9 protein-coding genes are annotated in these 14,018 nt (G+C 42.6%); 1 reads left to right on the top strand and 8 read right to left on the bottom strand.

Annotated features, from left to right (window positions below):
- Window positions 1-12 precede the first annotated feature (12 nt).
- The 6 genes from AC3KZC_RS06525 to AC3KZC_RS06500 form a co-directional block, all read right to left on the bottom strand.
- The gene (locus AC3KZC_RS06525) at window positions 13-648 is read right to left on the bottom strand and encodes an IncC plasmid conjugative DNA transfer DtrJ family protein (RefSeq protein ID WP_490576697.1); all 636 of its coding nucleotides are present in this window, start codon (window positions 646-648) and stop codon (window positions 13-15) included.
- Window positions 635-1,195, bottom strand: a complete 561-nt coding sequence (locus AC3KZC_RS06520; RefSeq protein WP_490576696.1) for a conjugative transfer protein — start codon at window positions 1,193-1,195, stop codon at window positions 635-637. Before AC3KZC_RS06520 ends, AC3KZC_RS06525 begins: the two co-directional genes overlap by 14 nt.
- Before the next feature lie 9 nt (window positions 1,196-1,204).
- A complete protein-coding gene (traD, locus tag AC3KZC_RS06515) occupies window positions 1,205-3,025 on the bottom strand; it encodes a conjugative transfer system coupling protein TraD (RefSeq protein WP_490576695.1) in 1,821 nt (606 codons plus the stop codon).
- A 48-nt stretch (window positions 3,026-3,073) separates the two neighbouring features.
- A complete protein-coding gene (mobH, locus tag AC3KZC_RS06510) occupies window positions 3,074-5,224 on the bottom strand; it encodes a MobH family relaxase (RefSeq protein ID WP_490576694.1) in 2,151 nt (716 codons plus the stop codon).
- Between the two features lie 85 nt (window positions 5,225-5,309).
- Window positions 5,310-8,033, bottom strand: a complete 2,724-nt coding sequence (locus tag AC3KZC_RS06505; protein ID WP_490576693.1) for a DEAD/DEAH box helicase family protein — start codon at window positions 8,031-8,033, stop codon at window positions 5,310-5,312.
- The gene (locus tag AC3KZC_RS06500; protein ID WP_490576692.1) at window positions 8,026-8,571 is read right to left on the bottom strand and encodes a hypothetical protein; all 546 of its coding nucleotides are present in this window, start codon (window positions 8,569-8,571) and stop codon (window positions 8,026-8,028) included. Before AC3KZC_RS06500 ends, AC3KZC_RS06505 begins: the two co-directional genes overlap by 8 nt.
- A 317-nt stretch (window positions 8,572-8,888) precedes the next feature.
- Between AC3KZC_RS06500 and AC3KZC_RS06495 the strand changes: the two genes are divergently transcribed.
- A protein-coding gene (locus tag AC3KZC_RS06495; RefSeq protein ID WP_518525900.1) for an IS3 family transposase occupies window positions 8,889-10,045 on the top strand; the annotation gives its coding sequence in 2 pieces (ribosomal slippage) (window positions 8,889-9,135 and window positions 9,135-10,045; 1,158 coding nt in all).
- Here AC3KZC_RS06495 and AC3KZC_RS06490 read toward each other — a convergent pair.
- Both AC3KZC_RS06490 and AC3KZC_RS06485 read right to left on the bottom strand, forming a co-directional pair.
- Window positions 9,991-11,100, bottom strand: a complete 1,110-nt coding sequence (locus AC3KZC_RS06490) for a site-specific DNA-methyltransferase (protein WP_490580398.1) — start codon at window positions 11,098-11,100, stop codon at window positions 9,991-9,993. The genes AC3KZC_RS06495 and AC3KZC_RS06490 overlap by 55 nt on opposite strands.
- Before the next feature lie 35 nt (window positions 11,101-11,135).
- Entirely contained in the window at window positions 11,136-14,006 is a 2,871-nt protein-coding gene (locus AC3KZC_RS06485) for an ATP-dependent helicase (RefSeq protein WP_490580399.1), read from the bottom strand.
- Window positions 14,007-14,018 lie beyond the last annotated feature (12 nt).

Genomic DNA, 14,018 nt, shown 5'->3' with positions numbered 1-14,018 from the left:
GCCTAACTGGCCTCATATCTTCTTCTGCAAGTGGCTTAACGCCAACCCTGCCATCAATGCCAGGCCGATGATCAGCGACGGTAGCACCACCGGTGGAATGGCCAGCGGGGCGAACAATCCCATAAACAGCAAGATGACGCCTGAGCCCAGGATAATCATGCTGTAGCGGTGAATGATAGGGCTCGAAAAATCAAAGGTTGTCTTCTTAATCTTCCAGGTCATCAAACCGTCCCACAACGCCGGTAACATGAGAATAAGCGCAAAGGGCAACCAGACCATCAGTAAAGCAAATCGAGTGAACACTTGGTACAACACATCAAAAAATGCTTGAATACGGTCTTCTACCCAGACAAACCAAAAGCCTCCCATGTTCTCCATCCCTTTAGAACGCTGTCGTTGCTCTTCAGTGGGGATTAGAAAATCTCGCACAGATTGCTCCATCTGCGTATCCACAATCCATGACTGATACCAGCCATGGCTAGTTTGACCAATCCAATAACTTGTTTGTGCGCCCAATTGGTTTTGGATCATCTGCTTCTCTTTACTAATGACCAGGCCAGTCCAATCACCGGGCACTAACACGCCAATGGCAATAATCTCCAGCATCAGCGCCAGACACAGTAGCCAAACCGACTTATGCTTGCTCATGCCAAACATCCTCTTCTACTCGCGCCAGCATGGCTGCAACGGTTGGCGTCATAATCCGGGCTTTAATCACTTGTTGAAGCCGCTTTGTCGTCGTATGGCCACTGACATAACGCACATCGATGCGTCCTTCAGCCAAATACGCCATCCGATTTGGACGATTACGAATCCAGGAGTAGAAATACACACCATCCACAGCGGCCCACTCAAAATGGTCAGGATCACGCAGGCGAATCCCCGTTAAAGCACTAGCGGCAGTCCAGGTCAGTGCCTCAATGAAATGCCAAAGACGTACACTGTCATCATCACAACTGACTTCTTCATAACTGCCCAAGCCATTACACAGACACAAATCAAAGATGGAATGGCCATCTAACGTGAGCGCATCCGTTAAATAGTCCGCCAAACAGTGTACTGAAGCCAAAGCATGAGGCCAGTCGGTTTCAAGCAGTCTTAAAGCTTCCTTGAACTGAGGGTTATGTTGCTGCCACTGAGCGAGTATTTCTTTACTGGTAAGTGTTGTCATTTTCAGACAAACAGAATGATGCATACAGACTCCTTATGCTGCCTGTGTAGAGCTGGTTAAAATAGGAATGCGACCTTTGATCACACGGCCACCTGAAAGCTTGGCGATGTACTCCAGGTTAGGTAGCTGGCCTAATAACTGCGGTGGAAACATATCGCCTTCTTCCTCCATCAAGCGTTCGCCATGATTGCCGGTAAACAACGCGGGGCTGTCCGAGTTGGACGACATACCTTGAGTTTGCATGATGTACTGCAACCGAGTCTTAGGCAGATTGTCGGTAATGTACTGCTGTGTTTCGGCGTCCATCACCCGAAGGGCTATCAAGTTGTTAATGTTACCTAACACCTGGCGAGCCTTAGCTTCACTGCCTGTTCGAGCTGCAAAGTCAGCAAAGGTTTGTGTAGCAATTACACAACGCATTTTTGCGCCACGGCCTTTGTTGAGAAGTTGAATGAAGGGATCGTTGACGACTTCAGCCGCCTCATCGATGAAGATATTTACGGGACGATTTTCAACACCATAGTTATAGCGGTCACCGGCCACGGCGGTGAGATCGGATAAAAGCAACGAACCAATGGCACTGCCCACCATGGCGTCGGTCAATGAATCCAATCCGATATAGGCCACTTGGGCATTGTTGATAATACGGCCAGAATCCGTAATTAACCGGCTGTCATCCACATCGTTTGCAATCGGTGATAGCAATGGGCCTAATTCACTTGATGTGAGCATATTGAGCACCGGCATCAATGAGGCCACCATCTTGGAATAGTGGGTTCTGTCATGCTCAAACATGCTCAAAAGGCCTTCCAAATCAGTATTGGCGGCAACGGGCTGAATGCGTTCGTAGTAGAAAAGCAGCATCGCCATGGCCTGTTTAGCCAAGGTGTTGGCCTTTTCGGTAAAGCGCTTAATCTCCACACTAAAGTTCGGATATACCTGCTCACCCCAAGCCGTGACAGCTTTTACTACCAAGCCTTCTGGGCCACCTTCCAAGAATCGCCTCAGTGTTTTCAGATCAGGGCGTTGTGACGTAAGCAACAAACCTTGCACGATGTTATTCAGTGCCATTTGGCAAAAGGCTTTAAATGGATCAGCACCGGTTTCAGATGGGATTAATGCCGCAATACGACTGGCAATTTCAGTGCCCCTATTAAAGTTTCTCAGGGGATTAAGACGTACTGAATGCTCTGGAAAACCCGGATGAAAATACACAAAGCGTTCAGGACTACCGGCGGCAATACAGGCTCGCTGCGCATTATCCTTAAGTTCCTTGTCTCCCTTAGGGTCAATAATAATCACGGCTTCATTACGCAAAATGGCCTGAGTGATCATCGTATCAAAGCATCGTGTTTTTCCCGCACCGGTCGTACCGACAATTAAGGTGTGCCCCTCAGTGTGACCAACTGGCTGGTACACATCTTCTTCTTTGGGCTCAACACCATGAATCCAGGTCGAACCCATTTGTTTGCCGTGACCTTGGTTAAGCAAGGTTTGCTTATCCCGCTTTAATATTTCATAAGCGCGTTGAGCATGACGTTGATCCCACTCAAAGCCATATCCTAACCACAATTCATCAGGATGTTTTGCCATCACCTTTTGCAAATGCGACAGCTCCATAAAAGCCAAAGGTTTGCCTTTTAGCCCCTTCTGCAACTTATAAAGACGGTAAGCCTCAGGCAGGCGATACAACGCCATGCCCGAGGAAATCCCTGTCATCCACCAAAATGGTTCAGGTGGTAACTCTGTCAGCATTTCTGCGGCAATTGCCCCAGTTGCACCAATCAGCCAACCTGCTGCTGCCATGGCTTCATAGTTCGTGCGCCAGGGCATCTCGTATGCGTTTTCTTTCATTCATGCTCCGCAAAATAACCGTTTGCAATCCGATTCATTTCAAATGGATTAACGTTCAGCGTGAGCGGTAAACAGAACCGTTTCCCCCTCATCAAACTGGCATTGGTCACTGGCCGAGATCCCCCGAAGCAATTGCCCGGCTGGAATGCCATGCTCCTTGGCGACTTGGCGTAAGGTTTGAATTGTGACGCGAAGACCATCGGCACTATGATCCACGCCCGGGTAATCGCCATCGGTCAGTAAGATGGGCAAATCTTTCACAAAACTAACCATCCGTTGCCGCTCCTCGTGTTTGGGGTCTGTACTTGAGTTCGCATTGGGCGCAATCGGCTTTTGCTTACGCTCCGCTCTTGTGGCGGGCTCTTTTGCTTGGGCATTGGTTGTCTTAGTTCGACTCGGACGCTGTGAAGCCTTTCCGTTCTGAATTGCTGCCGCCGGTTCTGCGTCTTGTTTGGGAAGGTCAATCAGTGCAGTTAGCCCTTTAGAAATCGATACTTTCAGCAGCAACCCTTGCTCCTGAACGCCACCTTTCGTAGTCACAGTTCTGGCCTTTCGTGTCGGGTTTGCGGGATCTAATTCAAGCCAATCTAATCGACTGAGTTCAGCAAGCAGTTTTCGGGGAGCACACCAATGTCTTACGGCATCGGGATAGCGGATCAGGACTTGCTCACCAACCATAACCAACGCACTGCTGGCCTCTGGGAGCCACGCCAAAGATTCAGGGAGATTCAATGCTTCTGCATCGTGCTGGTTTACGTTATTTGAGATAGCGCCATCATATGAATTGTTAGGCTTTTCACATCCATCACCCGGAACGTTTTCATTTTCCTCAAGGTGATTAACATCACTGGCATGACGAAGTTCATCATCTTGTTCGGACGAGTTTGTCGATGGTGACTCATCCGATTTTCTATGTTCGATTGATGATGACTCTTCAGGCAAGTCTGAATGCTCACTGGAGCGACTCTGTGGCTCTTCTTGTGTTTTCTGTGTTGCTTCCCACTCAGATTTGTTAAACAGTGTCACACCACTTGGTACATTCGAGCTGAACAATAAATCGGCCTCAGAAATATGCAGCATGGGTAACCAGATTGGCTTGTCGTCTTTGATCAGCACTTCAGGGGCAAGGCTTTCGTATCGCTCATTTGAGGCGGATTTAGTGGCCAATCCTCGCTCAATGAGGATGTCCGCAAGGGTATCGGGATCTCTTGGGATGCCAGGTATCTTGTCTTTGGCCAAGAGCTCAATGATGTCCTTAGCCGCGCTTTTCCAAACCAGATAAAGACTGGTTGATTGATTCGATTTTCGTATCCAGACTCTGGCATCTCTCTGATGGACCAGCCACTGGGAACTGGCAAGTAATCGCCTCATGGCATCAAGTAGATAGCGTTCGACTGGGACACCAAGGGCATTGTCGTCAACGGAAATGCGTTGAGCTTTCAGGTCTCGCTGGACACTGGTTTGGTCAGCTTCAATGACCAGTTTAGACAGGACATGCTCGGGATCGGTATTGCCAATTGCTTCCAGCATGGCTTGCAAAATCTCAGGGCCCGGCTGGGTTAACCAGGCGAGCAGCTCAGGTGTCATCACCCGGTTTAACACCAGAATTGAAAATTGCTCGTGCCGCTTGCACCGTCCGTCGCGCCAGCGAATGAAATAGCGTTCAATGCTGTTATTTGTGGTCCACTGGGATAAGGTTTCTAAAAAAGGGTTCCACTGATAGCGTCCATCTTCGTCTGTGATGGACAAGTCTGAAACTGGCTTACCAATATCATGGAACAAACCGCCAAGAGCCGCTGCAACACGCCACCTTGGCTCTAGCTCTTTTTTCTCAACCGGTGTGCCACTGGCAACAAAAATGATCCCTTCAGCTGCTTGTGCCGCCCAAAAAGCAACTTCCAACGAATGACGTAATAAACCACCAGCGCCACTGTGATGATGATGCTCAGAAGCTGGCAACAAATGAACATAAGCAGCCAGATGATCAATGCAGGGCTGAATTAGCCTTTGAAAATCACGCAGGTTAAAGCCAAGTACCTGGCGCAGCTTGGCAATTAGCTCGTCTTGTGTGGACTGCAAATCCTCGGGGGACGCAGCAGGCAACCCCTTCAGAAATGGCGGATAGCGTGGAATGTCTGCATCCAGTTGAGATGACAGCTCTGGTATTGCTTTGGCTTGAAAAAATAGGTTTTTGAACATAGTGAACCTCCGACACGATAGTGTGAAGGTTCACTGTATTTATAATAGTTAGAGAGATTATAGAAATCTGCGCCTAACAGATCCCTTACATTAAGAAATCTCTGGTATAGGTCCCCTCCGCAGCCAATTTTCCAGCGATGATTTCATAACCAATCCCAGCAGAAACGCCCATTAGCTCAGCTGCTTCCTTTTTATCTTTGACGTTCTGCGAATCGATCATGTGTTCCCCTTTAACCTCTATCATCACATATGACCCGTCTTGTTTCTTAATCAAGAAGTCAGGGTAATAACTACGTACTTTTTGAGTATCAGAATCAACATAATGAATGACGAAATCGCTTTGACCATGTGTCAGCATTCCCGTAAACCAAATCTTGTCCACTTTGTCATTGTGTAACATGTCCCAGAAGAACTGTCTCTCTGGATTAGAATCAAAGCAGTAATTATCCAGATGGAAGCTACGATCTACAACCTTCGCTACATCTGAGTCTGACTTACGAATTATTTTATCCTTCGAAGCTGTAACAGTGTAATAACCAGGGTCAATTGGTGGTTCTTTGACTAGTTCAACCTCGAACTCTTCTTCAATGATTTCAGAGTTAATCTCATACATCGCCTTAAATAAGCGAGGAATAACATGGTCGTACAACACCTCGTTAAATTTATTAACTAGTGACAAGATTCCATCAAAATTTTCTTCTGTTAATGCAATTACTTTGTCAATCTCAACGCAAGGTTTGTTTAGATATCGCGCAATGTCTGCAACCAAAGAAATCCGGGAAAAAGTTCGTTGTACTTTTAAGTATGAGAGGTCGTCTCTGACCGCTCTCTTATTATCACCAAGGTCGTCAGGCATCTTCATACCGTCTCGAACTTCATGAATAAGGCGATAGTCGTCAAGTTCTACTTCATCAAGTCCAAGTTTATAGCCTTCCTCAATTTCTTCTTTCTCGACTAACTTATGTGTTCGTCTTACACGCTTAATTGGAATTTTGATCGGAGGCTGCTGAACTCGTATTCTTACAACTTCTTTATTTGGATCTGGTTCTCGAATGTCGTCAACTGAAACTCGGAAGTTAGCCTCTAATTCTTTATCAAGTAGTTTTAAATTATCCTGCGTCAAGTACACATGGCCGGTATATTGCGCCTTACCAATTGCTCGAAGACAACGCATTGTTGCTTGTAAAACGAAAACTTTTGACTTAGGTTCTCTGTATAAAGCCACTGAGAATAGTGAACGGCAGTTCCAACCTTCACGCCCTTTGTTCACTAGCAATATGAACTGTTTATCTGAATGAGGGGAATCAAGACGATTGAACTCTCTGATATCATCATCAGTCGTGTGCTTGGCGTCTCCAACATTCACTAATATTCTGTTTGATGAAATCCCTCGCTTTGCCAAGATGCTTTCAACTGCCGGGCGTACTTCGGATGTTATTTCCTCAATAGTTGTGCCGAAAATAGCCATTTTTGGCAGCATATTCTCAGGTCGAAATTCTTTAGTTACCTCTCGCCCATGTTCGTCTAATATTGACTCCTTTAGACGATCCATTTCATCAAGAAAATTATTAATTACTATCTCTAGAAAATCTTCATGTCGGGTGTTGCTATAGCCATTTAAGCGCACTTGCTTTAAGTAATTATTGTCTATTGCGTTACGTAATCCATAAGCGTATACAACTTCAGGCAAGACGCTTTTACCCACATATGGTGTACCTGTGTAGTTATAGCAGCCCACTACACGAGTACCAGCATGTTTAAGATTCACGGCCAGCTCATCAATAGTCTTACGTAATGAATTCGATGCTTTTTTAACTCCCATGTCCTTTGCTAATTGATCACCAAACGCATGGTGCGCCTCATCAACAAAAATGCCTAGCTGAGGCAATCTCTTAAGCTTCTCAAAGCGCTGGTTGGTAACCAAGTCACCCTCTGATTCAGGAGTTGCTGCCAATGACTCAGGATCGATATCTAAAAGACCAGCTACTGCATCACCAATGCCGCCAAGACCTTGGTAAATATCTTTACCTGAACTGAACAGCTTATCGGTGTTAGATTTACCTTTACTGTCACGCTTAAGAATGATTTTTTGACTATTAGATACGATAATATTGAACTTTGAACCATCAAGAGTGTTTAGTGATACACCCGCATCCTCAAGATAGTGAAACTTAAACTCAGCAACAACAGTCATATACTCTGGTGGTATTACCTTTGAGTGGTCAAAGGATTCAATCTCACGTAACGCCTGTAAAACAGTTTTATCCGGCGCGAAAATAATTGCGTTTTGAATAAAACGTTCATCATTTCCTTTCTTATTACCTGCCAAAAAATCATAAAAAATGCAGGTTGCCATAAGAATGGTTTTTCCAGTCCCCATGGTTAACGCAAAAATGTAATTTGGGTACAGCCTTCCAGCATTGCTGGCCTTCATGCTTTTGAAAATACCTTTGTAGTCCTGTTGGGACATCTCCCAAAACATGTCGCCTTGACGAATTTGTCCATCAATGGAGTCAAGTCCTGTCACTCGTCCTTCAAACTTACCCTTGCTTGAATACCAATCTTCAAAAAGTTGATAGACAGGTTTATTTTCTAAAAACTCCTTAAGAAAAACATAAATTTCAAGCGCTTCGAATTGTGGAACACGAAGGAAACTCCCAGGACGAGAGGGATCATTATAGTCAAGAAACGCCTTACTGAGCCGAGTGTAGTTTTTACGAACTAACCCACGTTTTTGTTTATAAAACTCATGCAGATGTAGATAGAATGAGCTATTTAGCTCGAAATTATCCTGAGCACTTTTAGCCATGATTAATTACCTCTTCATAAGATTCAGATAACAAATCAGTAATCTTGATTTTTATGTTACTTGCGCCTTGAGGTATATCATAAAGACCTTGTACAAATTGATCTTTTTCTGGAATATCGATTACTACAGGTTCCATAACCGCACCGTCATAGTTCCAGTCAATCATGATTGACTCAACCATCTCACGCCAGTCGATAACATTTTCTTTTTGTTGACTAAGTTTTTGAAGAAGGTTGCGAGGATAAAATGCTTCTACAATGAGTTTTCCATCACGGATTTCTAGAACTGCTTCTGAATCATATTTAAAAGTGAGATCTGATTTATCACGGAGAATATCAACAACTTCTACCTTTAGCTTATAACCACTTTCATTTTCTAAGGCTGCTGCTAAGCCAGGCTCGTGGCCCATACACACTAACATGATTTCTTCAACAGGCTTGTTCGGGTTTTGAGCTTTTCTTTCCTCAAATTTCTTGTAAGGAAAATTCGCTAACAATTCATTTAGGTCTTCTTTTGTTGATATTCGGTTAACCGGCATTATCTTCACTTTATAACCGTCTTTTTCACCATCGTATACAGAATTTGTATCTAGAGGTTGTATTTCTAAAGCTTCAATTAAAAGCGATTTAGCTTCTAACGGATTTCTGAAAACCTCGTAGTTATTTACAACTCTGTATTCAAAGTCAGCTCCCGCAATTGATAATCTTTTAGATGCTATCTGTATTGCACCTAAATTAATGTCTGCGCCAATAAATCGTCTACCTTTTAAAAGGGCCGCATGAAGAGTGGAGCCTGTTGTGGTTGAATTAGCAGGACACTTTAATAAAGGAATATAATGCCATTATTGAGGTGAATATGACTAAACGAATAAATAAGCAGTATCCAAACGATTTTAAACAAGAAGCAGTGGCTTTGGTGCTTGAGCAAGGTTACACAATAGTTCAAGCAGCCGCTTCTTTAGGTATCACAGATAAAATCCTTTACAGCTGGGTTTCTAAACACAAAAAGCAGGCACAAGGTGATACCTTATCTGTCGATGAACGCACCGAACTTATGCTGTTACGCAAAGAGAATAAACGCTTATTAATGGAGCGTGAAATCCTAAAAAAGGCCAGCGCCTTCTTTGCGAAAGAAATGAAGTAAGGTACTCATTTATCAAGACTCTTGTGTCGAAATATCCTACTTCGATGGCGTGCAAAGTGATGCAGGTCAGTACATCAGCGTATTACGTTTGGCTTAAAAGTCCTGGTGAGCTTATCACTGCCGATACACTCGCATTGTTTCGTCGAGCTAAAGCATTATTCAAGGCCAGTCGGAACAGCCTAGGTAGTCGAGAGTTAGCTAAAGCGCTACGCAAAGAAGGGTTTAGTATCACACGTTATCGCACCATTAAGTTAATGGCGCGACTGAAGCTGCATGTGACGCAACGTCTGGCTTATAAGGTCACCACAAAGCGTAAGCACAGTGAGAGTGTGGCTGACAATTTGCTTAATATGAATTTTAATCCTGTGGGGCCAAACCAAGTTTGGGCAGGTGATGTGAGCTATCTTAAAACAGGCGAAGGTTGGCTGTATCTCGCAGTGGTAATGGATTTGTATTCTCGCAGAATCGTCGGCTGGAACATATCTAAGCGAATGACGCGAAGCTTAGTTGAGAAAGCATTTATAAAGGCTTACAACTTGCGCAAACCACCTAAAGGCTTGGTGTTTCATAGCGATAGAGGTTCGCAATATACCAGTAAAGGTTATCGACGTTTATTAAAACAATTGGGCTGTCGAGCAAGTATGGGTGATGTGGGAGCATGTTGGGACAATGCTGTTGTAGAGCGATTTTTTGGTAGTTTAAAGCATGACTGGTTGTTAAAAGTACCACAGCCAACTCGTCAACATATGCGTGATGATGTGGCGGAATATATGAAATATTACAATGTAGAACGACTGCATTCGGCAAATGCTGATCAGTCACCGATAGATTTTGAAATCTCTTTTAGAAAAGTGTCCGGTTGGAGTTGACCAGAACAGCCTGACCCCATAAAACAGTCAAAAACAATGCCATTAATTGGACATGAGGCTTCAATGATTCTTGTCAATAGTGCTAGTGGCTTTTGTGTTGGATAACGAGTATCTTCTTTTGCTTGTGAATTAACCGAGCTAATATCTGTCCAAAGTGACTGAACTGCTCGGCCCATACTTTCGTCAAGGTATTTCTTAAATCGTGGAACCCCTTCGCCAGACGTTGGCCAATAAATTCGACCAATAGAGTCAAGTTCATCTAGCCTGTGCTTTGGATAACGCCAAGGTCTGACAAAACCTTTCCACTCATATTCTTTATTTGTTCCAACATGCCCTATCAGTGGCGAAGGCATAAACTTTTTCCCAGTTAATTCACAAGTTTGCGAGTAGTATTTTTTAATATAATCTTCACCCAAAGGCGTATATTGAGTTTCAAAGTAATAATTTTCTGACTTAGAGTAAAATAGTATCGTGTCAGTATTGTGCGAAAAGTGACCTGACGCATTAACTCGTGGGTTTCCCCTTTGCCAAACAATTTCATTGCGGAAGTTTTGAGCACCAAATATCTCATCACAAATTAGCCTTAAATAATGTGATTTATGCCAATCACAGTGAAGATAGAGTGAACCAGTTTCCGATAATAACTCTCTAATGAGAGTCAACCTTTCAAACATGAATTGTAGATATTCATCATTAGTCCAGATATCTGTATATTGCTTTTCCTCAAAACTAGATTGATCATTGTTAACAGACTTACCCTTTATTCTAATGGATTTCTTGTAATCGGCTTTTGAGTCAAATGGGGGGTCAATATATATTAAATCAATTTTACCCCTAAAAGATTTCAATAAATGACTCATCACCTGAAGGTTATCACCCCAGAAAATTTTACTAATCCAACCATTTTCATCTTCATTTCCATAGACTTCTTTTAGTTGTGCCGGAAAATATTGTGTACTCCGAAAAGGACGTTTACCTTTCCAATTAAGCATTGGATAGCCTTTGATCGGTTCAAATTCATATTTTTCAATATTAGTTTGTTCTTCGTTTTTCATGTTCGCCTCAAATCTATAATCAAAATGTCTTTTTATTAGCTGCAAAATTTCCAATTCTTTTTATCGCAATAGGGCCTAGCACTACAGTCGACACACGTCTTGTCGGGTCTTGCTTTCAATGAAAAATCTTTGTTTTCAATTCGATCAACAATACGGTCAAACTCTGCAACTGTTTTATCAATTGTTCCGCTAGCCTTATTAAATGATATGTTAGGCAACCCATTGGTCTCACCAGTGAAATAAAGGTGCATCTTACTCACTTGATAACCATAACGTTCTTCAACCAAATGAGCGTATATTTCTAACTGCCTTTTATGATGCAATATGCGCTCTTTATCTCGCTCCATATCGGGTTTGCGCTCTGATTTAAAATCAACCAATTCAACGGTTCCATCAGAGCCTTTTATTAAATCTACGCTTCCAGTAAGCACATAACGCCCTTTCACTAATGAGATGTCGACTTCCGTTTCTTTTATTTCTGACCAATCGCCGCCTTTTCTTTCTACATATCGCATTACATGCTGAAGGGCTGCGCCTAAAGTTGATTCACCAAGATACATTCGCTCTCTATTTGCCAAGTTCTGATAGTTATCCATCAACCAAGATTGAACATTCGCTCTCGTAATCTGAGATTCCTGCCCTCTAATAGCCATTTTATGGATATCTTCTAGAGTTTCATGAATCAAAGTACCGAATAACATCGGACTAGCCTTTACAGGCTGAAACTCAAGGTCTTTAAAGAGCCTATATTGTTCTGCACAGGTCTCGAATAAAGTAATGTGTGACGTAAAGGCATACTCTTTTTTTATGTTAACATCCTTCACGTACTCAAAATGCAGAGACGAAAGCTCAGATTTAACTGATCGCCAATACGTTAACTTCTCTGTGTATTCAGTAAAATGATGAGAGGGAGTTTTTCCATGTCCAGATTTCTCTTGTCCTGTCAGTACCAGTAAGTTTTGAGGCCGCGAAAATGCAGTGTAATAGAGTCGCCAAAAATCGAAATACTTCGTATCTTCCAAAGGCTCAAATGACTTTTTGGCCAAATATTGATTTTCAATAATTTCATCTAGCTCAGTATATTGCTTACGTGGTGTTGCCTCTAATGAACCTACGAAAACAATTGGAAACTCCAATCCTTTAGACTGGTGTATCGTTAGAAATGAAACGCAACCTGAAGGTGCGTACTCTGACATGTCTTCGTATTCATCAATCCCACCCTCATGTAAAAATCTGATGAAATTGTCAAATAGATCTCGAAGGTTAGCATCTAAGTACTTTGGATTTAATACACTAACTCGATGTAAATATTCAAACTTTCCGAGCATCCGACTAAACTGAGCAAGGTTTCTCTGAGCTCTCACATGTCCATTGTCTTGATCAAGGTATCTAGCAAATAATGGAAATTGCAAAAAGTCATAAAAAATTCCCAAGAATGAACTATCGGCGTTTTTAGTTAAATTAATGTGTTCATGTGCTTTTTTCTTACACCATTTAACCAGCTCAATTTGTTCTGGCTTAGCCAATTCATTAAGAAGCGGAGCGATACACTGCTGCTCATAGTACTTCCAGATTGGTATAGCCTTACCTTCCTCTGTACGTTTTTTACGATCAGGTAGAACCATGGGGAATGCAAGATGAAAAAGCCCAAGAACCAATCGTATTTCCTCTCGTTCAAAGAATAAATTTGCACGAGGAGAATATACTGGTATTCCCTTATCTTCTAACGATTGAGCTAAAGCTTTTACTTTATCGCTTTTCACTGACCTGAATAGGAAAGCAACCTGATTCCAATCTTTCAGTTTTCCGTTATCTCTTAAGTGCATTAGGAGTTGGTATACATCTTCATGCCAATCATCACCTTCAGGAGTGATTGCATTAATTACAGTAGGTCCATCAGGAAAGTTATCATCTCTCGCAACTATATTTTTGGGGTAGCGATAATTAATACCCTCGCGAAGCCACGGTTTATCTCCCATGTATGTATCGTAAAAGTTTACAATTTCTGGATGAGATCGATAGTTAGTGGATAACCTAATTTGTTGACAATCGCCAGATGGGAAATTTTGCGGAAACTCAAGTATATTCCTTACGGTTGCGCCTCGAAAACGATAGAGTGCTTGGTCATCATCTCCAACAACACAAATATTTTTCTTCTGTCCCATCAATAGAAAGAGTAGCTTTTCTTGTATGGTGTTTGTGTCTTGATATTCATCCACCATTAGATAATCGAGCTTTTCTTGAAGCTCGCCCAGTAGACTTGGGTTCTCGCGAAGTAAAAGGTAAGTCTCGAGCTGAATACATGAAAAATCTAATGCATTATTTTTACTAAGCAGAGCTTGATATATGCGGTAGCTATCGCCCAATGCCTTTATTGCAATGTCTGGTGATTGGCATAACACCTCAACGTCTAAAGCCTCCTCAGACGTCTTGTTCAACCAACTCATCAAATTTTCTGACTTTACCCAAGCAGGTAGTTTATGCTCACCTTTAATATGTTCAACACCTTCAATATCTCTGAACTCTCGCAAGTTTTGATACAGAAAATACTGCTGGTCAAACTGATCCATCAATACAAAAGACCGTTTTAGACGCGTAAACTCTCGATGATCTTCTAGTATTCTTAAACAAATAGAATGAAACGTACCTAAATACATTTCGTTTACATTAAAATCCATCCCCAACTCAAGAATTCGGTTCGAGATTCGAGTCTTAAGCTCTTGTGCGGCTTTCTCGGTAAAAGTAACAACTAATAACCTATCAGCCACTGCTCCATGTTGATTTATTAAATTGATAATTCGCTCAACAAGTGTATAAGTCTTACCTGAACCTGGACCGGCAATAATTAATAATGGTCCCTTGTGATGAGCTATTGCTTGTCGCTGATACTTGTTAGGTGATGCCATAAGGTCCTTCTC

The sequence above is a fragment of the Pseudoalteromonas sp. J2K-J031 genome, from assembly GCF_058197095.2.
Note: the sequence above shows the minus strand (reverse complement) of the source record. Positions and strands in the feature narration are given on the sequence as shown.